The organism is Pseudomonas sp. SDO5522_S412 (assembly GCF_054071215.1).
Window position 1 is genome coordinate 20,778 of the sequence record NZ_JBSVWQ010000010.1, and the last position, 22,199, is coordinate 42,976.

Consider the following 22,199-nt stretch of genomic DNA (forward strand, 5'->3'; position numbering starts at 1 on the left):
ATTAAGGGGGCAAAAGGGCGGAGCTTCGGCGCCGATGGCACTTTTGCACCACGAACTCTATGCCAAAAACGCCGTCTTACCCTTCAGTTTGAGCCTGCCGGTCAGCACCCTTGAGGCCAGCCCAGCCCCTTATCGATGGAGTTCCCCCCCGCAATGAGCAACCCAGCCCGAGTCGCCCCGACATTTCCCGACAGCATTTTCCGCGCCTATGACATTCGTGGCGTGGTCCCCAAGACCCTGACCGCCGAGACCGCCTACTGGATCGGCCGCGCCATTGGCTCCCAGAGCCTGGCACAGGGCGAGCCCAACGTTTCCGTAGGCCGTGATGGCCGCCTGTCCGGTCCCGAGCTGGTCGAGCAACTGATCCAGGGCCTGGCCGACAGCGGTTGCCACGTCAGCGACGTGGGCCTGGTGCCGACGCCTGCGCTGTACTACGCAGCCAACGTACTGGCCGGCAAGTCGGGCGTGATGCTCACCGGCAGCCATAACCCGTCGGACTACAACGGCTTCAAGATCGTCATCGCTGGCGATACCCTCGCCAACGAACAGATCCAGGCCCTGCACACCCGCCTGAAGACCAACGACCTGACCAGCGGCGAAGGCAGCGTCACCAAAGTCGACATCCTGCAGCGCTACTCTGACCAAATCACCGGCGACGTCAAACTCGCGCGCCGCCTCAAAGTGGTGGTGGACTGCGGCAATGGCGCGGCCGGCGTGATCGCCCCGCAACTGCTCGAAGCCCTGAACTGCGAAGTGATCCCGCTGTTCTGTGACGTCGACGGCAACTTCCCGAACCATCACCCGGATCCAGGCAAGCCCGAGAACCTGGTAGACCTGATCGCCAAGGTCAAGGAGACCGGGGCTGACGTCGGCCTGGCCTTCGACGGTGACGGCGACCGCGTTGGCGTGGTGACGGACACCGGCGAAAACGTGTTTGCGGACCGCCTGCTGATGCTGTTTGCCCGCGACGTGGTTGCGCGCAACCCAGGTGCCGAAATTATCTTCGACGTGAAGTGCACCCGCCGCCTCACACCGCTGATCAAGGAATACGGCGGTCGCCCGCTAATGTGGAAGACTGGCCACTCGTTGATCAAAAAGAAAATGAAAGAAACCGGCGCGCTGTTGGCCGGCGAAATGAGCGGCCATGTGTTCTTCAAGGAGCGCTGGTTCGGCTTTGACGACGGCATTTACAGCGCCGCTCGTCTGCTGGAGATCCTCAGCAAGGAAAAATCGACCGCGCAGGAGCTGTTCCAGACCTTCCCGAATGATATTTCTACGCCAGAGATCAATATCCATGTGACCGAGGAGAGCAAATTCAGCATCATTGACGCACTGCACGATGCGCAATGGGGCGAAGGCGCCGACCTGACCAGCATTGATGGTGTGCGAGTCGATTACGCCAAAGGCTGGGGCCTGGTTCGCGCATCCAACACCACACCGGTGCTGGTGCTGCGTTTCGAGGCGGATACCGAGGCTGAGTTGCAGCGCATCAAGGACGTGTTCCACGCCCAGTTGAAACGTGTTGCCCCTGATCTCCAATTACCGTTCTGATTTTTTACCGGAGCCCTGAATGACCCTCGAACGCGAAGCCGCCGCCAATACTGCCAAGGTCCTTTCCGAAGCGTTGCCTTACATTCGACGCTACGTCGGCAAGACGCTGGTGATCAAGTACGGCGGCAATGCCATGGAAAGCGACGAGCTGAAAACCGGCTTTGCCCGCGACATCGTGTTGATGAAAGCCGTCGGGATCAACCCGGTGGTGGTACACGGTGGCGGCCCGCAAATCGGTGACCTGCTCAAGCGCCTGTCCATCGAGAGTCACTTCATCGACGGCATGCGTGTGACCGACGCCCAGACCATGGACGTGGTGGAGATGGTCCTGGGCGGCCAGGTGAACAAAGACATCGTCAACCTGATCAACCGCCATGGCGGCAGCGCCATCGGCCTGACCGGCAAGGACGCCGAACTGATCCGGGCGAAGAAGCTCACCGTGACCCGCAAGACCCCGGAGATGACCCAGCCGGAAATCATCGACATCGGCCAGGTGGGCGAAGTGATCGGCATCAACACCGACCTGCTGAACCTGCTGGTGAAAGGCGATTTCATTCCGGTGATCGCGCCGATCGGTGTCGGTGCCAACGGTGAGTCCTACAACATCAACGCCGACCTCGTGGCCGGCAAGGTGGCCGAGGCGCTGAAGGCCGAGAAGCTGATGCTGCTCACCAACATCGCCGGCTTGATGGACAAGGAAGGCAAGGTCTTGACCGGCCTGACGACCCAGCAAGTGGACGACCTGATCGCCGACGGCACCATCTACGGCGGCATGCTGCCGAAGATCCGCTGCGCGCTGGAAGCGGTGCAAGGCGGCGTTGGCAGCTCGTTGATCCTGGATGGCCGGGTGCCGAATGCGATCCTGCTGGAAATCTTCACCGATACCGGTGTGGGTACCCTGATCAGCAACCGCAAGCGCCCCTAAGCGCTGGTAAACAAAAAGGCCCCGTTCAATTCGATTGAACGGGGCCTTTTCTATGTACTCGGTCTAAAAATGTGGGAGCGGGCTTGCTCGCGAAAGCGGCGGGTCAGTCGACACATATATCAACTGACAAGCCGTATTCGCGAGCAAGCCCGCTCCCACATGGATCTTCTAAACGCCGAACTGCTCGCGATAAGCCTTGACCGCCGGCAAATGCTGCTTGAGCTGCGGGTCATCTTCCAGGAACTGCAACACCTGGTTCAGGGACACGATGCTCACCACCGGAATCGCGAAATCACGTTCCACTTCCTGGATCGCCGACAATTCACCGTTGCCGCGCTCCTGGCGGTTCAGCGCGATCAACACGCCGGCCGCCTTGGCGCCGTCCTGTGAAGCGATGATCTGCATCACTTCGCGAATCGCCGTACCGGCAGTGATCACGTCGTCGATGATCAGCACGTCGCCCTTGAGCGGCGCACCCACGAGGCTACCGCCTTCGCCGTGGGCCTTGGCTTCCTTGCGGTTGAAGCACCAAGGCAGATCCAGCTCGTGATGTTCAGCCAACGCCACGGCGGTCGCGGCCGCCAGGGGGATACCTTTGTAGGCAGGGCCGAACAGCACGTCGAAGGAAATACCGCTTTCAACGATGGCGGCCGCATAGAAACGACCCAGCTGCGCCAGGGCAGAACCCGAGTTGAAAAGGCCGGCATTGAAGAAGTAAGGGCTGGTGCGCCCGGACTTCAAAGTGAACTCACCGAAGCGCAATACGCCGCGATCGATGGCAAAACGAATAAAATCGCGTTGATACGCCTGCATGAAAAAAGCCTCAGATACCACGGATTTAGCTAATTAGGTAGACGGCGTGTATCATACACGCACGCGATTTTTGGGGCCATTTATGCGGATCATCAGTGTGAACGTCAATGGTATTCAGGCTGCAGTCGAGCGTGGTTTGCTCAGTTGGCTGCAAGCCCAGAATGCCGACGTCATCTGCCTGCAGGACACCCGCGCCTCCGCCTTTGAACTGGACGACCCAGCCTTCCAACTGGATGGCTACTTCCTTTATGCCTGTGATGCCGAAGTTCCCGCCCAAGGCGGTGTGGCTTTGTATTCGCGGTTGCAACCCAAGGCGGTCATCAGCGGCCTCGGCTTCGAGACAGCCGACCGCTACGGGCGCTACCTGCAAGCCGATTTCGACAAGGTCAGCATCGCGACCTTGCTGCTTCCATCAGGGCAGAATGGCGATGAAGACTTGAACCAGAAGTTCAAGCTAATGGACGACTTCGCCCGTTATCTGGATAAACAGCGGCGCAAACGTCGCGAGTACATTTACTGTGGCTCGCTGTACGTGGCGCAACAGAAGCTGGATATCAAGAACTGGCGCGACAGCCAGCAATCACCGGGCTTTCTCGCGCCGGAACGGGCCTGGATGGACGAGATTGTCGGCAATATGGGCTATGTCGATGCCCTGCGGGAAGTCAGCCGCGAAGGCGACCAGTACAGCTGGTGGCCGGATAACGAACAGGCCGAGATGCTCAACCTCGGCTGGCGTTTTGACTACCAGCTGCTGACGCCAGGCTTGCGCCGCTTCGTGCGCAGCGCACGCCTGCCACGCCAGCCGCGCTTCTCGCAGCACGCGCCGCTGATCGTGGACTACGACTGGACCTTGACCATCTAAGGTCTTTTTCCAGGCACAAAAAAACCGACATCGCTGTCGGTTTTTTTGTGGGCGGTGGTTATTTGATCAACCGCAACGTCCACGGATAACGATAAGCCACGCCCTTGTTGGCCTTGATGCCCCCAATGATCGTCATCACCACCGCGCCGATCACCAGGACGGTCATCAACACGAAGCCGATCACGATAAAGCCCAGCAGGAAGCAGACCGCCCAGGCAATGCCCACGGTGATCTGGAAATTCAGCGCTTCCTTGCCCTGGTCATCAATGAACGGGTCCGTGTCCTTCTTCACCTGCCAGAGAATCAAAGGCCCCAGCAGGCTGCCGAACGGGAACATCAAGCCGAAAAACGCCGCGAAGTGACAGAGCATCGCCCACTGGCGAACTTCCTTGGACGGTGTCGGCAGCGGAAGTTGACTGTCACTCATGGCGTAGCTCCTTGGGGTTGAATCAGTCGGCCAGGGCGGCGTTCTGCAGTTCGAAGATCTCGGTCATGCCTTTCTGGGCCAATGCCAGCATGGCATTCAGGTCCGCCGGCTGGAATGGCGCGCCTTCGGCGGTGCCCTGCACTTCGATGAAACCACCGGTGCTGGTCATCACCACGTTCAGGTCGGTCTCGGCAGCCGAATCTTCAAGATAGTCCAGATCCAGCACTGGCTCGCCCTGATACATGCCTACCGATACAGCCGCGATCATCTGCTTGAGCGGATCGCCGCCTTTCAGGCCGCCACGCTTCTTGATGACTTTGAGCGCGTCGACCAGGGCAACCATGGCGCCGGTGATGGATGCAGTACGGGTGCCACCGTCGGCCTGGATCACGTCGCAGTCGACGTACAGGGTCACGTCGCCCAGCTTGGACATGTCCAGGGCAGCACGCAGGGAACGACCGATCAGGCGCTGGATTTCCAGGGTGCGGCCGCCTTGCTTGCCACGGCTGGCTTCACGCTGGTTACGCTCGCCGGTGGCGCGCGGCAGCATGCCGTATTCGGCAGTCAACCAACCCTGGCCCTGGCCCTTGAGGAAACGCGGCACGCCGTTTTCGACGCTGACGGTGCAGATAACCTTGGTATCGCCAAACTCGACCAGTACAGATCCCTCGGCGTGTTTGGTGTAGTTGCGGGTGATGCGGATCGAGCGGAGCTGATCGGCAGCGCGACCACTTGGACGTTTCATAGGGGATACCTGTACGGAGGACGAAAAACTGCCGAGCATTATAGAGCCGCCAGCCCTGATCGGCACGGCTAAAAAATCCTGTTACAAACCCGGGCACCGAAGCCACTGTTTGGGGCCACCCGTCCCCTTGAGCTACAATCCTGCGCCTTCGCAGCCTGTCGGCTTCAATCTACCCATCAGCCCGCCTGTTTGCGGGACTGCATCGCGAGGTACCTCCATGGTGCACAGCATGACCGCCTTCGCCCGCGTCGAAAAAGCCGGCGTCCAAGGCACCCTGAGCTGGGAATTGCGCTCGGTCAACAGCCGCTACCTGGAGCCGCACCTGCGCCTGCCGGAATCGTTTCGCGACCTCGAAGGCGCGGTTCGTGAGGCACTGCGCCAGGGCATCTCCCGCGGCAAGCTGGAATGCACCCTGCGCTTTACCGAGGAAACCACCGGCAAGCCGTTGCAGGTGGATCGCGAGCGCGCCGCCCAATTGGTCGCCGCCGCCGAAACCATCGCCGGCCTGATCAAGCAGCCTGCCGCCATCAACCCGCTGGAAGTCCTGGCCTGGCCCGGCGTGCTGGTGGCCGATGCCACTGACCCACAGGCGTTGAACGCCGAGGCGCTGGCCCTGTTCAACCAGGGCTTGAAAGAACTCAAGGCCGGCCGCGAGCGTGAAGGGGCCGAACTGGCCCGCCTGATCAGCGACCGCCTGACCTCCATTGAAGAAGACGTGGTGACCCTGCGCGAACTGGTGCCGCAGATGCTTGCCACCCAGGGCCAGAAGGTCCTGGACCGCTTCGCCGACATGCAGGCCGAACTGGATCCGGTGCGCCTGGAGCAGGAGATGGTCCTGCTGGCACAAAAGAGCGACGTGGCCGAAGAGCTCGACCGCCTGAGCACCCACATTCTGGAAGTGCGCCGCGTGCTCAAGTCCGCCGGTGCCGCCGGTCGGCGCCTGGACTTCCTGATGCAGGAACTCAACCGCGAAGCCAATACACTGGGCTCCAAAGCCTTTGATCCGCGCAGCACCCAGGCGGCGGTCAACCTCAAAGTGTTGATCGAGCAAATGCGCGAACAAGTACAGAATATCGAGTAAGGCACCCTGACATGACCCACAGCACCGGCACCCTTTACATCATTTCTGCCCCATCGGGCGCGGGCAAAAGCAGCCTGGTCAAGGCCCTGACCGACGCTGACGAGCAGATCCGCATCTCGGTATCCCACACCACCCGCGCCATGCGCCCGGGTGAAGTGAACGGCGTGCACTACCACTTCGTCGAGCGCACCGAGTTCGTCAAGATGATCGAGCACGGTGATTTCCTGGAGCGCGCCGAGGTCTTCGGTAACCTCTACGGCACCTCGCAAAGCCACCTGCAGCAGACCCTGGACGAAGGCCACGACCTGATCCTGGAAATCGACTGGCAGGGCGCCGAGCAAGTGCGCCAGTTGATGCCCAAAGCCCGCTCGATCTTCATCCTGCCGCCTTCGCTGGAAGCATTGCACCAGCGCCTGACCAATCGTGGCCAGGACAGCGACGAGATCATCGAAGGTCGCATGCGTGAAGCCGTCAGTGAAATGAGCCACTACGTCGACTACGACTACCTGATCATCAACGACGATTTCGCTCACGCGCTGGACGATCTGAAAGCGATTTTCCGCGCCAATCAGCTCCAGCAAAAGCGTCAGCAGCAGCGTTTCGGCAAATTATTGGCCGAACTGCTCGGCTGATTGGCTCTTCCCAAAACCGCTGCAGGGGCTTTACATTGGCACTTGTAGCGCGTTTGCGATGGCCTGCGAAAAATCAGCGCTTCCCTAAACGCTGGTGATTTTTTAAACTGTTCAGTCCGCTCGCCCAACCGGGCAGCGCGCATATTGCATTCGCTCCGAGGAATACCATGGCCCGCGTAACCGTTGAAGACTGCCTAGAACACGTGGATAACCGCTTTGAGCTGGTCATGCTCTCTACCAAGCGTGCCCGTCAACTGGCCACTGGCGGCAAAGAGCCCCTGGTCCAGTGGGAAAACGACAAGCCTACCGTTGTAGCCCTGCGTGAAATCGCTGAAGGCCTGATGAGCTACGAGTTCATCGCCAACGCCGAAATCGTTGAAGACGAACCGCTGTTCGCAGCGTTCGAGGACGAGTCCAACGAGGCCGTCTAAGCCTATGCCTGGTCGACGTAGCACGGCGCGGGGTCACAGCCAACGGCAGGAGTTAATACTTTGCCGAGCATAGACGCCCTCGCCGATCGCTTATCGACCTACCTCGGCCCAGACCAGGTCAACCTGGTCCGCCGAGCGTATTTCTACGCCGAACAAGCCCACGACGGCCAACGCCGCCGCAGTGGCGAGGCGTATGTCACGCATCCTCTTGCCGTGGCCAATATTCTTGCCGACATGCACATGGACCATCAGAGCCTGATGGCCGCGATGCTGCATGACGTGATCGAAGACACCGGCATTGCCAAGGAAGCGCTCAGTGCGCAATTTGGCGAAACCGTGGCCGAACTGGTCGACGGGGTCAGCAAACTGACCCAGATGAACTTCGAGACCAAGGCCGAAGCCCAGGCGGAAAACTTCCAGAAGATGGCCATGGCCATGGCCCGGGACATCCGGGTGATCCTGGTCAAGCTGGCCGACCGGCTGCACAACATGCGCACGCTGGAAGTGCTGTCCGGTGAAAAACGCCGGCGCATCGCCAAGGAAACCTTGGAAATCTACGCGCCCATCGCCAACCGGCTGGGCATGCACGCCATTCGTATCGAGTTCGAAGACCTCGGCTTCAAGGCCATGCACCCGATGCGTTCCGCGCGCATCTACCAGGCAGTGAAACGCGCCCGGGGCAATCGCAAGGAAATCGTCAACAAGATCGAAGAATCCCTGAGCCATTGCCTGGCGATCGATGAGATCGAGGGCGAGGTCAGCGGCCGGCAGAAACACATCTACGGCATCTACAAGAAGATGCGCGGCAAGCGCCGGGCCTTCAACGAGATCATGGACGTGTACGCGTTCCGGATCATCGTCGACAAGGTCGATACCTGCTACCGCGTACTGGGTGCTGTACATAATTTGTACAAGCCCCTGCCGGGACGCTTCAAGGATTACATCGCGATTCCCAAGGCCAACGGCTATCAGTCGCTGCATACCACGCTGTTCGGTATGCACGGGGTGCCGATCGAGATCCAGATCCGCACCCGCGAAATGGAAGAGATGGCCAACAACGGCATCGCCGCCCATTGGCTGTACAAATCCACCGGCGACGAGCAGCCAAAAGGCACCCATGCCCGCGCCCGCCAGTGGGTCAAGGGCGTGCTGGAAATGCAGCAACGTGCCGGCAACTCCCTGGAATTTATCGAAAGCGTGAAGATCGACCTGTTCCCGGACGAGGTCTACGTGTTCACGCCCAAAGGCCGGATCATGGAGCTGCCCAAAGGCTCCACGGCGGTCGACTTTGCCTACGCGGTGCACACCGACGTGGGTAACAGCTGCATAGCCTGTCGGATCAATCGTCGACTGGCCCCGCTGTCGGAACCGCTGCAAAGCGGCTCCACGGTGGAGATCGTCAGCGCACCGGGCGCGCGCCCGAACCCGGCCTGGCTCAACTTTGTGGTCACCGGCAAGGCTCGCACCCACATCCGTCATGCCCTGAAACTGCAACGCCGTTCCGAGTCCATCAGCCTGGGCGAACGCCTGCTGAACAAGGTGCTCAACGGCTTCGACAGCTCACTGGACAAGATCCCGGCCGAACGCGTTCAGGCGATGTTGCATGAGTACCGCCAGGAACTGATCGAAGACTTGCTGGAAGACATCGGCCTGGGCAACCGCATGGCCTATGTGGTCGCCCGCCGCTTGCTGGGCGAAGGCGAACAGTTGCCAAGCCCCGAAGGCCCGCTGGCGATTCGCGGCACCGAAGGCCTGGTGCTCAGCTACGCCAAGTGCTGCACGCCGATCCCTGGCGACCCGATTGTCGGCCATTTGTCTGCGGGCAAAGGCATGGTGGTGCACCTGGACAACTGCCGCAACATCAGTGAAATCCGCCACAACCCCGAGAAATGCATCCAGCTTTCGTGGGCAAAGGATGTCACTGGCGAATTCAACGTCGAGCTGCGGGTCGAGCTGGAACACCAGCGCGGCCTGATCGCCCTGCTGGCCAGCAGCGTGAACGCGGCCGACGGCAATATCGAGAAAATCAGCATGGACGAACGCGATGGCCGCATCAGCGTGGTCCAACTGGTGGTCAGCGTGCACGATCGCGTGCACCTGGCCCGCGTGATCAAGAAACTGCGCGCCCTGACCGGGGTCATCCGCATCACCCGCATGCGCGCCTAGCCCATCCATTACAAGGAGTCATTCATGACCAAGACTGTTATCACCAGCGACAAGGCACCAGCAGCAATCGGTACTTATTCCCAGGCGATCAAGGCGGGCAATACCGTCTACATGTCCGGCCAGATTCCACTGGACCCAAAAACCATGGAGCTGGTTGAAGGCTTTGAAGCCCAGACCATCCAGGTCTTCGAAAACCTGAAGTCGGTTGCCGAAGCTGCGGGCGGTTCGTTCAAGGACATCGTCAAACTGAACATCTTCCTCACCGACCTGAGCCACTTCGCCAAGGTCAACGAGATCATGGGCAAGTACTTCGAACAGCCGTACCCAGCCCGCGCCGCCATCGGCGTTGCCGCCCTGCCAAAGGGCGCGCAGGTTGAGATGGACGCCATTCTGGTCATCGAGTAAAACATCCGGCGCAGCGCTTCCACGGGAAGGCTGCGCCGAATTGGTTCTTGGAAGGATTTCGTAATGCGCAAAGCGCTCGTTGCCTCTTCGTTGCTCGCCCTGTTGCTCGGCGGCTGCGCCAGCAATCCCGCCGACCTGGATGTGAGCGGCACCTGGATCAACCAGGCCGCCATCGACGCGGCAGCCAAGGGCGGCCCTTTGCGTGAAGCCCTGCAGAGCTATGGTCCGAACCTCGAATGGGAGGTGAACACCAAAGCGTCCCAGGCCCGCTACTACAACGGTTTTGAAGTAGCTGAAGGCAAATTGCTGGGTGAAAAATCCGGCGCCTGGAGTGTCGATTTCTACGGCAGCTCCGCCACTGAACTCAAGCGTAAAGGCAAGCTGCTGCTGCAAGGGGCCAATGATAACGAGCCCGAGCAACTGTTCGCCCGTGCCAAGGATCCAGCCCCCGAAGGCGCGCCACTGGGTGCCAACTTCGAACGCACCCTGTACGCCGCCTACATGGGCGGCACCTGGAAAATCAGCAGCGGCACTGGCGAAGGCGCCACCGTACAGTTCCAGGCCAATGGCCAGGTGACCGGCTTGCCCGGCGCCGATCAGTACTCGCTGTGCCTGGCGGGCGATTGCGCCTCCATGAGCGGCGGCTACGACAGTATCTGGCTGCAGTTGAACGGCCAGGGCAACCCGTGGATCTTTGCGCGCAAGGGCAAGCAACTGGAGATCTTCCAGGCGATCAACACCGCCCAGGCCGACGAGGTACCCTCGTTTACCCCCGGGCCACGACAGTGGTTGCTGGAAAAACAGTGACGCAAAAAAGGAGCCCTTAGGCTCCTTTTTCTTTAGGTCGCGATCAACCTTCAAGAATCGCTGCGTACCCTTCGCGATAACTTGGGTATCGCGGCGCCCAGCCCAGCGCCTTGGCCCGGGCGTTGCTGCATTGCTTGCTACCGGCCCGCCGTACGCTGGCGTTCTCGGCCCATTCGGTCACGCCAAGGTACTCGCGCAACCAGGCAACCACCTCGGCCAGCGGGGCCGGAGCATCGTCGACGCCGATGTAGCACTTATCCAACACACCGCCCTGCTCCACGTGCCGCAGCAAAAACGCCAGCAAACCCGCTGCGTCATCCGCGTGAATCCGGTTGCCATATAAAGGCGGATCAATCGCCACGCGATAGCCCTGGCGCACTTGGCTCAACAACCACTCCCGACCTGGACCATAAATCCCGGTAAGGCGCACAACACTGGCGGGAATGCCGCTATCCAACGCCACTTGCTCGGCTTCCAGCATGACTTGGCCGGAATAACCGCCTGCCTTGGTCTCGGAGCTTTCGTCGACCCACTCACCGTTCTGCTGCCCATACACACTGCTGCTGGACACAAACAACAGGTGCTTGGGCTCCTGGCCGTAGTCGTTCAGCCACTCCAGCACATGCCGCAACCCTTGCACGTATGCCGCACGATAACCCGCCTCGTCGTGATCGGTGGCGGCCGCGCAATACACCAGGTAATCCACCCCGCCCACCGGCCAGGTATCGGGGCAGTCTTCATTGAACAGGTCGCCGGCAATCCCGATAACGCCCTTGGGAAGGCGCGAAATATCCCGCCGCAGGCCATGAACCTCCCAGCCCTGGGCCAGCAATTGGGTGGCCAGACGGCTACCGACATCGCCGCAACCGGCAATCACCACAGAAGGCGCAGACATCACAAAACTCCGTTCTTAAAGGTCAAGGTTAGCCCCCGCAGATGACCAGCGGCCAGCAAAACGACAAATAAAGTAACTGTATTACTTCTGTTAACAAGAATTACTTGCAATAATAACCGCCCATTTGTCCTCGACCCGTTACGGTCTGGAAGGACGCTCACTCATTTTTTTCTCTCAGGTCCGGCCAGCATGACACGCAATACATCCCCCGCTTCGCCAACCAAGCCTCACAGCCCATCCCGCGCCTGGCGTGCGATTGCTGCAGTGCTGTTCAGCGTCCTGCTGGCACCGACCGCCGCGTTCGCCGACAACACCGCGCCGGCCGCCCCGCCTGCAGCGAGCGCGCCAGCTACAGAGCAAAACGCTCCTGCGCCAGCCGCTGCACCGGCCGCGACCGACCCGGCCCTGGCCGCCGAAGGCGCACCGGCTGACGAATCCGGCGTCGTGCTGGAAGAAGACAACAGCCTGGGCATGGCCCACGACCTGTCGCCGTGGGGCATGTACCAGAACGCTGACATCATCGTGAAGATCGTGATGATCGGCCTGGCCATCGCTTCGATCATCACCTGGACCATCTGGATCGCCAAGGGCTTCGAACTGCTGGGCGCCAAGCGTCGCCTGCGCACTGAAATCGTCCACCTGAAAAAAGCCACCACCCTGAAAGAAGCCAGCGAAAGCGCGGCGAAGAAGGGCACCCTGGCGCACCTGCTGGTTCACGACGCACTCGAAGAGATGCGCCTGTCGGCCAACACCCGTGAAAAGGAAGGCATCAAGGAACGCGTCAGTTTCCGTCTTGAGCGCCTGGTTGCCGCCTGCGGTCGCAACATGAGCAACGGCACCGGCGTGCTGGCCACCATCGGTTCCACCGCGCCCTTCGTCGGCCTGTTCGGTACCGTGTGGGGCATCATGAACAGCTTCATCGGCATCGCCAAAACCCAGACCACCAACCTCGCCGTCGTGGCGCCCGGCATCGCCGAAGCCCTGCTGGCAACCGCACTGGGCCTGGTTGCCGCGATTCCTGCGGTGGTGATCTACAACGTCTTCGCCCGTTCGATCGCCGGCTACAAGGCGCAGGTGTCGGACGCTTCGGCAGAAGTCCTGTTGCTGGTCAGCCGTGACCTCGATCACCTGCCTACCGAGCGCAGCTCGCAATCGCACATGGTGAAAGTGGGGTAATCGGCCATGGGCCTGCATTTGAATCAAGGCGACGACGAGCTCGTCGAGAACCACGAAATCAACGTCACGCCGTTTATCGACGTGATGCTGGTGCTGCTGATCATCTTCATGGTGGCAGCACCGTTGGCCACCGTGGATATCAAGGTCGACCTGCCCGCTTCCAGCGCGAAACCTGCGCCGCGGCCGGAGAAACCGATATTCCTCAGCGTGAAGGCGGACCAGCGTCTGTTCCTGGGCGAAGAAGAAGTCAAATCCGACACCCTGGGCGCGGTGCTCGACGCCAAGACCCAGGGCAAGAAAGACACGACCATCTTCTTCCAGGCCGACAAGGGCGTGGACTACGGCGACCTGATGAGCGTGATGGATGCCCTGCGGGCGGCCGGCTACCTCAAGGTAGGCCTGGTCGGACTTGAGACGGCAGCCAAGAAATGATCACGACGCGCCACAAACTGACGCGTTATGGCACCAGCCTCGCCGTCGTGCTGGGCGTCCACGCCGTCGCGATCATCATCGCGCTCCAGTGGTCGGCGCCACATATGGTCCAGCTGCCTCCGGCCGCCATGGTCATCGACCTGGCACCGATGCCGGCGCCACCACCTCCGGCCCCGCCGAAGGTGATCACGCCGCCACAGCCGCCTGCGCCAGTCGAAGAGCTGCCATTGCCGAAACTGGCCGAGGCACCTAAGCCGACGATCCAGGTGCCAAAGCCGGTCAAGCCCAAGCCAAAACCACAGCCGCCCAAGCCTGTGGAGAAGAAGCCCGATCCGCCCAAGGAAAAACCTTCCGAAGAGCCGCCGAGCGAAACTCCGCAGAACAACGCGCCTACGGAAAAATCCGCCCAGCCACAACCGGGCCCTTCACCGCAGCAGATCGCGGCCAAGGCCACCTGGGAAAGTACCCTGCTGGGCCACCTGCAGAAGTACAAGAAGTACCCGCCGGGCGCCCAGGCGCGTGGCAAGGAAGGCCTGAACCGCCTGCGTTTCGTGGTTGATGCCGATGGCAACGTGCTGTCCTACGAACTGGTGGGCCGCTCCGGCAACGCCGACCTGGACCGCGCCACCCTCGACATGATCCGTCGTGCCCAGCCGCTGCCCAAGCCGCCGGCCGACATGTTGAAAGGCGGGAGCATCGAGATCGTTGCACCATTCGTTTACAACATCGAAAAACGTCGCCGCTAAACCCTACCGTGGGCACTCTCGGGTGCCCACGGCTGTTGCTCCCTCCCCCCGCATCACCGCAACCTGAACCGGGCTTGAACGAGTCAACACCTAACTCGATCTTCACTTGTAACACTTAAAGACAACGCTAATTATCCGCGAATAGTTCTCATTAGCGGACATTCGGCATGCCCAACCTTGCCCGGCTGGCTCTCCTCCTATTGGCTTTACCCGTCGCTGCACAGGCGGATCAGCTGGTCACCCTGGTCATTCAGAACCACACCTTCAGCCCCTCGACGTTCGAGGTGCCGGCCGGTGAGCGCTTTCGCATTCAACTCACCAGCCACGATGAAAGCGTCGACGAGTTCGAAAGCTACGACATGAAGTTCGAAAAAATCATCGTCCCCGGCAACACCATCACGGTGTTTGCCGGCCCGCTGCATCCCGGCACCTACACCTTCTTCGATGACTACCACCCCGACCAGGCCAAAGGCACGGTCACCGCCGTCGCGGCCAAGGAGTAAGCCATGCTGGCCTGTCTGTTGATCGTGTTTCGAGAAGTGCTGGAAGCCGGGATTGTGGTGGGCATCGTGATGGCCGCCACCCAGGGCCTGGCAAGACGTGGGCTGTTCATTGGCGGCGGAATCGCAGCCGGCGTGCTCGGTGCCGGCATCTTGGCGCTGTTTACCGGCGCAATCACCCAGGCGCTGCAAGGCTTCGGCCAGGAAATTTTCAACGCGGCCATCCTGGTGGTCGCCGTGGTCATGCTGGGCTGGCACAACTTATGGATGGCCAGTCATGGTCGCGAGCTGGCGACCCAACTGCGCAGCGCCGGCAATTCAGTACTCAAGGGTGAAAAATCACTCTGGGCCCTGGCCGTGGTCATCACCGTGGCCGTGCTGCGCGAAGGCTCGGAAATCGTGCTGTTCCTCTATGGCATCGCCGCATCCAGCCAGACAGACCCACTGTCAATGCTGGCCGGCGGCGTGCTCGGCATCGTCGCCGGCGCCGCGCTGTCCTGGCTGATGTACCGCGGCCTGGTCGCCATCAGCCTCAAGCGCCTGTTCTCGATTACCGGCTGGATGATCGCCTTGCTTGCCGCCGGCATGGCTGGCCGGGCCGCCGCGATCCTCGCCGGTATCGACCTGATTCCCGCCTGGGGCTACCAGCTCTGGGACACCTCCTGGCTGGTCTCCGATGGCAGCCTCACCGGCCGCGCATTGACCGCGCTGGTGGGCTACACCGACCGACCTCTGGGCGTTCAATTGGTGGCGTGGCTCGTCACCCTCTCGCTCCTGGTGCTGGGTAACCGTTTACTGCATTCACGCCCGACACAATCACATTAACCGCCCCAGGAGCCCCACCATGAAACACCTGCGCAACCCCTTCGCCGCCGCACTGCTGCTCGTCAGCGCCGTGGCCGCTTCCTCCCTCGCCCAAGCCCGCGAATACCCGATTGGCGGACCGGTGCAGATCAATGACATGGAGATCGCCTCCTCGTACTTGGTGGGCATCGAAATGGCGCCCATGCCGCCAGGCATGGTGATGAGCAAGGACTCGGTACACCTTGAAACCGATGTGCACGCCACCGCCGACAACAAATACGGCCTGTCCAACGGTGAGTGGGTGCCCTACCTGACCATCAGCTACTCACTGGTCAAGGAGGGCTCGCCCGACTACAAGGAAATCGGCACGCTGTTGCCGATGGTGGCCAAAGACGGCGCCCACTACGCCAACAACGTGAAAATGGACGGCCCCGGCACCTACACCGTGGTGTTGCGCTATGAAAGCCCACAGATCAAGGGCTTCTTCCACCATGTAGACAAGGAAACCGGCGTGCCTGAATGGTGGGCTCCCTTCACCGAAACCTTCACCTTCAAGTACCCGCAAAAGTGAAATACGGGGCGGCGATACCCGATTAACCGGTGTTGCGGCCCCTACGCTGTCTGATAACGTGCGTCTATCGATTGCAGCCGGTATGCTTGGCCCGCAACCTCATGGACGCCCGCTATGACTCTTACAGAATTACGCTACATCGTTACCCTCGCCCAAGAGCAGCACTTCGGCCACGCGGCCGAGCGTTGCCACGTCAGCCAGCCGACGCTGTCGGTGGGTGTGAAGAAGCTTGAAGACGAACTCGGTGTGCTGATTTTCGAGCGCAGCAAAAGCGCCGTGCGCCTGACGCCCGTCGGCGAAGGCATCGTCGCCCAGGCCCAGAAGGTTCTGGAACAGGCCCAAAGCATTCGCGAGCTGGCCCAGGCCGGCAAGAACCAACTGACCGCCCCGCTGAAAGTCGGCGCCATCTACACCGTCGGCCCGTACCTGTTCCCGCACTTGATTCCGCAACTGCACCGCGTCGCGCCGCAGATGCCGCTGTATATCGAAGAAAACTTCACCCACGTGCTGCGCGACAAACTGCGCAACGGCGAGCTGGACGCGATCATCATCGCCCTGCCGTTCAACGAGGCGGATGTGCTGACGCTGCCGCTCTACGATGAGCCGTTCTACGTGCTGATGCCGGCGTCCCACCCATGGACGCAGAAAGACACCATCGACGCGGGCCTGCTCAACGACAAGAGCCTGCTGTTGCTGGGCGAAGGCCATTGCTTCCGCGACCAGGTGCTGGAAGCCTGCCCGACCCTGACCAAGGGCAACGACGGCGCCAAGCACACCACCGTGGAATCCAGCTCCCTGGAAACCATTCGCCACATGGTTGCCTCCGGCCTGGGTATCTCTATCCTGCCGCTGTCGGCGGTCGACAGCCATCACTACGCCCCCGGCGTGATCGCCGTGCGCCCACTGACGCCGCCGGTACCGTTCCGCACCGTGGCGATTGCCTGGCGTGCGAGCTTCCCGCGTCCGAAAGCGATTGAAATCCTCGCCGACTCGATCCGCCTGTGTTCGGTGGCCAAGCCGCCTGCTGCGAGCTAAGTAACGGTATGACTGAGCTGTCGCAGGTATCGGTGACGGCACTCAAGGGTGTCGGGGAGGCCATGGCCGAGAAGTTGGCCAAGGTCGGGCTGGAAAATCTCCAGGACGTGCTGTTCCACCTGCCCCTGCGTTACCAGGACCGCACCCGCGTGGTGCCCATCGGCCACTTGCGCCCTGGGCAGGACGCCGTGGTTGAAGGCACCGTCAGCGGCGCCGACGTGGTGATGGGCAAGCGCCGCAGTTTGGTCGTGCGCCTGCAAGACGGCACCGGCGGCCTGAGCCTGCGCTTCTACCACTTCAGCAACGCCCAGAAGGAAGGCCTCAAGCGTGGTACCCGCGTGCGCTGCTACGGCGAAGCCCGGCCCGGTGCTTCGGGGCTGGAAATCTATCACCCGGAATACCGCGCGATTACCGGCGACGAACCGCCGCCGGTAGACACCACCCTCACGCCAATTTACCCGCTCACCGAGGGCCTGACCCAGCAGCGCTTGCGCCAACTGTGCATGCAGACTCTGACGATGCTCGGGCCAAAAAGCCTGCCCGACTGGCTGCCCCAGGAACTGGCGCGCGACTATCAACTGGCGCCGCTGGATGATGCGATCCGCTACCTGCATCACCCACCCGCCGACGCCGACGTCGACGAGTTGGCTCTCGGTCATCACTGGGCCCAGCATCGCCTGGCGTTCGAAGAACTGCTGACCCATCAACTGTCCCAGCAGCGCCTGCGCGAGAGCATGCGTTCGCTGCGCGCGCCGGCCATGCCCAAGGCCAAGCGCCTGCCTGCGCAATACCTGGCCAACCTGGGGTTTGCACCGACGGGCGCCCAGCAACGGGTCGGCAACGAAATTGCCTACGACCTGAGCCAGAAAGAACCGATGCTGCGGCTGATCCAGGGCGACGTGGGCGCGGGTAAAACCGTGGTCGCCGCCCTCGCCGCGTTGCAGGCCCTCGAAGCCGGCTATCAGGTGGCGCTGATGGCGCCCACCGAGATTCTCGCCGAGCAGCACTTCATCACCTTCAAGCGCTGGCTCGAACCGCTGGGCCTGGAAGTCGCGTGGCTGGCCGGCAAGCTCAAGGGCAAGAACCGCGTAGCCGCCCTGGAGCAGATCGCCGCCGGCGCCCCGATGGTGGTGGGCACCCACGCGTTGTTCCAGGACGAAGTGAAGTTCAAGAATCTGGCGCTGGTGATCATCGACGAACAGCACCGCTTCGGTGTGCAGCAGCGCCTGGCCCTGCGCCAGAAAGGCGTGGGCGGCCGCATGAGCCCGCACCAGTTGATCATGACCGCCACACCGATCCCGCGCACCCTGGCCATGAGCGCCTACGCCGACCTCGACACTTCGATCCTCGACGAACTGCCGCCGGGCCGAACGCCGGTCAACACCGTGCTGGTCACCGACACCCGCCGCGTCGAAGTCATCGAACGGGTACGCGGCGCCTGCGCCGAAGGCCGTCAGGCGTATTGGGTGTGCACGCTGATCGAAGAATCCGAAGAGCTGACCTGCCAGGCCGCCGAAACCACCTATGAAGACCTCACCAGCGCCTTGGGTGAACTCAAGGTCGGGCTGATTCACGGTCGCATGAAGCCGGTGGAAAAGGCCGCGGTAATGGCCGAGTTCAAGGCCGGCAACCTGCAATTGCTGGTGGCGACCACGGTGATCGAAGTCGGCGTCGACGTCCCCAACGCCAGCCTGATGATCATCGAGAACCCCGAGCGCCTGGGCCTGGCGCAACTGCACCAATTGCGCGGCCGCGTCGGCCGGGGCAGCGCCGCCAGCCACTGTGTGCTGCTGTACCACCCGCCGCTGTCGCAGATCGGTCGCCAGCGCCTGGGGATCATGCGCGAAACCAACGACGGCTTCGTGATCGCCGAAAAAGACCTCGAACTGCGCGGCCCCGGCGAGATGCTCGGCACCCGCCAGACCGGCCTGCTGCAATTCAAGGTCGCCGACCTGATGCGCGATGCCGACTTGCTGCCCGCCGTGCGCGACGCGGCCCAGGCGTTACTGGAGCGTTGGCCGGAACACGTCAGCCCGCTGCTGGATCGCTGGCTGAGACATGGGCAGCAATACGGCCAAGTGTGACGGCTGACTCACTTAGACAACCCTCACTTGTATCAAGCTGGTTATACTCCAATGACTGTAGGAAATTGGATTCAGGCCATGTCAGAAGTTGCCCTCGCCACAGCTCCACCGACTGCACCCTCGGTGATTCGGACGCTGCTTGCAAAGCTCGCCATCAGCTACACGGAAGTTACCGAACGCCCCGGCCTGAACCCGGCGCAGAAGGTTCAAGCCGTACTGCTCGATGATGCCGTGGGTGCGCTCATGGTGCTGTTTCCACAGAACCAGTTGCTGGACCTTAATCGCCTCGCCGAGCTCACCGGTCGGCGCCTCAAGGCCGTGTCGCCGGAGCGCCTGGAGCGCATGCTCGGCAAGCACAGCCTGAGCCTGCTGCCCGGCCTGCCGCCGCTGACCAGCTCTCCCTGCCTCTACGAAGAAAGCCTGTTGCGTGAGCCGACCGTGCTGGTGCACTCGGGCGAAGCCGGGCTGCTGCTGGAGATTTCCAGCGACGCGTTCAAGAGCATGCTGACCAAGGCCAGCGCCGCGCATTTCGGCGAGCCGCTGAGCAACATCCGGCCAAACCTGGATCGCCCCAATGACGACCGCGAGGAAATCACCCAGGCGATGCAGGCGTTCACCGCCCGCCGTATCCAGCAACGCCTGGAAGCGACCATCGAAATTCCACCGCTGGCCGATACCGCGCAAAAGATCATCAAGCTGCGGGTCGACCCCAACGCCACCATCGACGACATCACCGGCGTGGTCGAAACCGACCCGGCCCTGGCCGCCCAGGTGGTGAGTTGGGCCGCGTCGCCCTACTACGCCTCGCCGGGCAAGATCCGCTCGGTGGAAGACGCCATCGTGCGCGTGCTGGGCTTTGACCTGGTGATCAACCTCGCACTCGGCCTGGCCCTGGGCAAGACCTTGAGCCTGCCCAAGGACCACCCGCAACAGGCCACGCCGTACTGGCACCAGTCGATCTACACCGCTGCCGTCATCGAAGGCCTGACCCGCGCCATGCCCCGCGCCCAGCGCCCGGAAGCCGGCCTGACGTACCTCGCCGGCCTGCTGCACAATTTCGGCTACCTGTTGCTGGCCCACGTCTTCCCGCCGCACTTCTCACTGATCTGCCGGCACCTGGAGGTCAACCCGCACCTGTGCCACAGCTACATCGAGCAGCATCTGCTGGGCATCAGCCGCGAGCAGATTGGTGCGTGGTTGATGCGCTATTGGGACATGCCGGACGAACTGTCCACCGCCCTGCGCTTCCAGCACGACCCGACCTACGACGGCCAATATGCGGAATACCCGAACCTGGTGTGCCTGGCGGTGCGCTTGTTGCGCAGCCGCGGCATCGGCTCGGGGCCGGATGAATCCATCCCGGACGAACTGCTTGAGCGCCTGGGGCTGACCCGGGACAAGGCAGAGGATGTGGTGAGCAAGGTGCTGGACGCGGAAACGTTGTTGCGCGAGTTGGCTTCGCAGTTCAGCCAGGGATAAATCGGGCGCCTGTTACACCGTATTCGCGAGCAAGCCCGCTCCCACATTCGACCGAGTTCCAACTTTGGAATGGGATTGAATGTGTGAGCGGGCTTGCTCGCGAATGCAGGCGACGCAGTATTGCTGAAGAACCCCCCTAGCCTTTGGGCTTTTTCTTCGGCTTCAAATACTTGGTCAACCCCTGGAACCAGATCACCAGCGCCGGGTTGCCCTTGATCTGGATCGACTTGTCCTGAATCCCCGTCATGAACGCCAGTTGCTTGTTCTTCGCCTGCATCGTGGCGAAGCCGTAGGCGGCGTCTTTGAAGGCGATGGCAAACGCAGGCGCGGGATGAACACCCGAGCGGCTGGTAATGCGCTGGTCTTTGACGATGAAGTGACGGGCAACCTTGCCGTCGAGGGTCTGCAACTGGAACGCCAGGTCCTTGTCACCCAACTGCTGCTGGAACGCAGGGTTGGTGCGGCTGGCTTTGCCCATCAACAGGCCAAGCATCCAGAGAAGAAAACGAAATTTCATGCACACGGCCTCAGTGTAATTATTGGGTGGCCGCAGCAGTTTAACGATTTGTGCAAATAACGCTACCGATCTCCCGTTTTAGCAGGAGATCGGCTGGCGTTTAACGCTTATAGCAACAACTTTCCTCAGACGTTAGGGCAAGGAACCGGTGCCCAATCCGCCAGGTTCGGATCACGGCAAGTGCCTTCGATCTGCGCTTTACCGGCGCTGGCAACCTGCTTGCTTTCAGCTTGTTTGGTCTGGGCGGTCTGGATGGTTTTCTCGGTGGCTACGGCTTCTTTCGGCACGGTTGGCAGTACCGGCTTTTTCGCGACTTTTACCGGCTTCTTGCCTTTGGCTGGCGTCACCACCGGCGTGGTATCGGCAGTCGCAACAGTGACCACGTCAGCACGTTGTACGCCCACTTGTTGCAGGTCCTGCTCGTACGCCTGGGTGTAGTTGTTCAGGTCTTCGCTGGCCTTGCCGTTCACCGCGACGATCAGGTCGTTGGACTCTTTCAGGCCCGAGACGATTTCTGCCAGGCGCTTGCGGCCTTCAACGTCGTTGACGGTCTTGGCCTTGCGGTCGGCCACCAGCTTGGTGAACGCGCTCTGGTAGCACTGCTGGGACGCCTTGGCGTACGCGGTGCTGCGGTCGATGTCGGAGGCACGCTTGTTGACGTCGGTGGCGTAGGAGGCGATGCGCTGGTTGTCATCGGTGATCTGCTTCTGGCGCTCGGTGTAGTAACCCGCAGCACCACCGGCCAGGGCGCCGCCCGCTGCACCGATGGCAGCGTTGCGGCCGCGCTTGTCGGAGTCGCCGGTCAGGGCGCCCAGCAATGCACCACCGGCCGCACCCAGGGCGGCACCGGTGACCACCGACTTGGTCAGGTCCGAATCGGTAGCACGCAAGTGCTGCACCGGCTCGTAGCAGTTCGGGTAGTACTCGACCTTGGTGGTCGAGGCGACCTGGTTGGTCGGCGACGTTGCGCAACCGGTCAGCACCGTGCTGAAGCCTGCGACAATCAGCAGCAGATGACGCTTGGAAACCGCCTTACGGGAAAAAATCATCGTTGTGTTCTCTTTTAAGTTTGACTTGCCCAGCGCGGCCCACCGCCGCCTGAGTCCCTTCCAAGC

At 61.6% G+C, this 22,199-nt stretch carries 23 protein-coding genes and 1 pseudogene; 18 read left to right on the top strand and 6 right to left on the bottom strand.

Annotation, left to right across the window (positions count from 1 at the left end):
* Nucleotides 1-129: 129 nt before the first annotated feature.
* Together ACW9I6_RS04435 and argB are read left to right on the top strand one after the other, a co-directional pair.
* Nucleotides 130-1,551: pseudogene (locus ACW9I6_RS04435) on the top strand (phosphomannomutase/phosphoglucomutase); the annotation flags it as partial.
* A gap of 19 nt (nt 1,552-1,570) precedes the next feature.
* Nucleotides 1,571-2,476 carry an acetylglutamate kinase gene (argB, locus tag ACW9I6_RS04440; RefSeq protein ID WP_003213275.1) on the top strand — a complete coding sequence of 302 codons (906 nt, stop codon included), beginning with the start codon at nt 1,571-1,573 and terminating at the stop codon, nt 2,474-2,476.
* A gap of 168 nt (nt 2,477-2,644) precedes the next feature.
* Here the strand turns inward: argB and pyrE are convergent, their stop codons facing one another.
* A complete protein-coding gene (gene pyrE / locus ACW9I6_RS04445) occupies nt 2,645-3,289 on the bottom strand; it encodes an orotate phosphoribosyltransferase (protein WP_003213276.1) in 645 nt (214 codons plus the stop codon).
* An 82-nt stretch (nt 3,290-3,371) separates the two neighbouring features.
* On the opposite strand from pyrE, the gene ACW9I6_RS04450 reads away from it, so the two are divergent.
* A complete protein-coding gene (locus ACW9I6_RS04450) occupies nt 3,372-4,151 on the top strand; it encodes an exodeoxyribonuclease III (protein WP_003176915.1) in 780 nt (259 codons plus the stop codon).
* A gap of 58 nt (nt 4,152-4,209) precedes the next feature.
* Here the strand turns inward: ACW9I6_RS04450 and ACW9I6_RS04455 are convergent, their stop codons facing one another.
* A complete protein-coding gene (locus tag ACW9I6_RS04455; RefSeq protein WP_017476705.1) occupies nt 4,210-4,578 on the bottom strand; it encodes a DUF4870 domain-containing protein in 369 nt (122 codons plus the stop codon).
* Between the two features lie 22 nt (nt 4,579-4,600).
* On the bottom strand, nt 4,601-5,323 hold the full coding sequence (rph, locus tag ACW9I6_RS04460) for a ribonuclease PH (protein ID WP_003213280.1): 723 nt from the start codon (nt 5,321-5,323) through the stop codon (nt 4,601-4,603).
* A gap of 217 nt (nt 5,324-5,540) precedes the next feature.
* Between rph and ACW9I6_RS04465 the strand changes: the two genes are divergently transcribed.
* The 6 genes from ACW9I6_RS04465 to ACW9I6_RS04490 all read left to right on the top strand — a co-directional run bounded on the left by ACW9I6_RS04465 (nt 5,541) and on the right by ACW9I6_RS04490 (nt 10,845).
* The gene (locus ACW9I6_RS04465; protein WP_457338935.1) at nt 5,541-6,404 is read left to right on the top strand and encodes a YicC/YloC family endoribonuclease; all 864 of its coding nucleotides are present in this window, start codon (nt 5,541-5,543) and stop codon (nt 6,402-6,404) included.
* An 11-nt stretch (nt 6,405-6,415) separates the two neighbouring features.
* Complete coding sequence (gmk, locus tag ACW9I6_RS04470) at nt 6,416-7,036, top strand: guanylate kinase (RefSeq protein ID WP_003213284.1); 621 nt, start codon at nt 6,416-6,418, stop codon at nt 7,034-7,036.
* 167 nt (nt 7,037-7,203) lie between these two features.
* Nucleotides 7,204-7,467, top strand: a complete 264-nt coding sequence (gene rpoZ, locus ACW9I6_RS04475; protein ID WP_003176920.1) for a DNA-directed RNA polymerase subunit omega — start codon at nt 7,204-7,206, stop codon at nt 7,465-7,467.
* Nucleotides 7,468-7,527: 60 nt separating this feature from the next.
* On the top strand, nt 7,528-9,633 hold the full coding sequence (gene spoT / locus ACW9I6_RS04480) for a bifunctional GTP diphosphokinase/guanosine-3',5'-bis pyrophosphate 3'-pyrophosphohydrolase (protein WP_008439435.1): 2,106 nt from the start codon (nt 7,528-7,530) through the stop codon (nt 9,631-9,633).
* Between the two features lie 24 nt (nt 9,634-9,657).
* Complete coding sequence (locus ACW9I6_RS04485) at nt 9,658-10,038, top strand: RidA family protein (RefSeq protein WP_003213288.1); 381 nt, start codon at nt 9,658-9,660, stop codon at nt 10,036-10,038.
* A gap of 63 nt (nt 10,039-10,101) precedes the next feature.
* Entirely contained in the window at nt 10,102-10,845 is a 744-nt protein-coding gene (locus tag ACW9I6_RS04490; protein ID WP_003213290.1) for a hypothetical protein, read from the top strand.
* A 43-nt stretch (nt 10,846-10,888) separates the two neighbouring features.
* On the opposite strand, the gene ACW9I6_RS04495 is transcribed toward ACW9I6_RS04490, so the two are convergent.
* Nucleotides 10,889-11,740, bottom strand: coding sequence for an SDR family oxidoreductase (locus ACW9I6_RS04495; protein ID WP_457338936.1), 852 nt, complete (start codon nt 11,738-11,740; stop codon nt 10,889-10,891).
* Between the two features lie 189 nt (nt 11,741-11,929).
* Between ACW9I6_RS04495 and exbB the strand changes: the two genes are divergently transcribed.
* The 9 genes from exbB to ACW9I6_RS04540 all read left to right on the top strand — a co-directional run bounded on the left by exbB (nt 11,930) and on the right by ACW9I6_RS04540 (nt 20,567).
* Nucleotides 11,930-12,916, top strand: a complete 987-nt coding sequence (gene exbB, locus ACW9I6_RS04500) for a tonB-system energizer ExbB (RefSeq protein WP_457338937.1) — start codon at nt 11,930-11,932, stop codon at nt 12,914-12,916.
* 6 nt (nt 12,917-12,922) lie between these two features.
* Entirely contained in the window at nt 12,923-13,348 is a 426-nt protein-coding gene (exbD, locus tag ACW9I6_RS04505; protein WP_003213296.1) for a TonB system transport protein ExbD, read from the top strand.
* The gene (locus tag ACW9I6_RS04510) at nt 13,345-14,094 is read left to right on the top strand and encodes a TonB family protein (protein ID WP_003213297.1); all 750 of its coding nucleotides are present in this window, start codon (nt 13,345-13,347) and stop codon (nt 14,092-14,094) included. The genes exbD and ACW9I6_RS04510 overlap by 4 nt, the downstream gene beginning before the upstream one ends.
* 167 nt (nt 14,095-14,261) lie before the next feature.
* Nucleotides 14,262-14,597: a cupredoxin domain-containing protein gene (locus tag ACW9I6_RS04515; RefSeq protein WP_003213299.1), complete on the top strand. Its 336-nt coding sequence runs from the start codon at nt 14,262-14,264 to the stop codon at nt 14,595-14,597.
* A 3-nt stretch (nt 14,598-14,600) separates the two neighbouring features.
* Nucleotides 14,601-15,419, top strand: a complete 819-nt coding sequence (locus ACW9I6_RS04520) for an FTR1 family iron permease (protein WP_008439439.1) — start codon at nt 14,601-14,603, stop codon at nt 15,417-15,419.
* A gap of 19 nt (nt 15,420-15,438) precedes the next feature.
* A complete protein-coding gene (locus tag ACW9I6_RS04525) occupies nt 15,439-15,969 on the top strand; it encodes an iron transporter (RefSeq protein WP_087693714.1) in 531 nt (176 codons plus the stop codon).
* Nucleotides 15,970-16,083: 114 nt separating this feature from the next.
* Nucleotides 16,084-17,004, top strand: coding sequence for a hydrogen peroxide-inducible genes activator (locus ACW9I6_RS04530; RefSeq protein ID WP_003213305.1), 921 nt, complete (start codon nt 16,084-16,086; stop codon nt 17,002-17,004).
* 8 nt (nt 17,005-17,012) lie between these two features.
* Nucleotides 17,013-19,088 (top strand): ATP-dependent DNA helicase RecG, encoded by a 2,076-nt coding sequence (gene recG, locus ACW9I6_RS04535; protein WP_003213306.1) that lies wholly within the window; start codon nt 17,013-17,015, stop codon nt 19,086-19,088.
* Between the two features lie 78 nt (nt 19,089-19,166).
* Entirely contained in the window at nt 19,167-20,567 is a 1,401-nt protein-coding gene (locus tag ACW9I6_RS04540; protein ID WP_003213308.1) for an aminoacyl-tRNA deacylase and HDOD domain-containing protein, read from the top strand.
* Between the two features lie 136 nt (nt 20,568-20,703).
* Here the strand turns inward: ACW9I6_RS04540 and ACW9I6_RS04545 are convergent, their stop codons facing one another.
* Nucleotides 20,704-21,084, bottom strand: a complete 381-nt coding sequence (locus ACW9I6_RS04545; protein ID WP_008439448.1) for a hypothetical protein — start codon at nt 21,082-21,084, stop codon at nt 20,704-20,706.
* Nucleotides 21,085-21,209: 125 nt separating this feature from the next.
* Complete coding sequence (gene tagQ, locus ACW9I6_RS04550) at nt 21,210-22,133, bottom strand: type VI secretion system-associated lipoprotein TagQ (RefSeq protein WP_457338938.1); 924 nt, start codon at nt 22,131-22,133, stop codon at nt 21,210-21,212.
* Nucleotides 22,134-22,199: the final 66 nt, after the last annotated feature.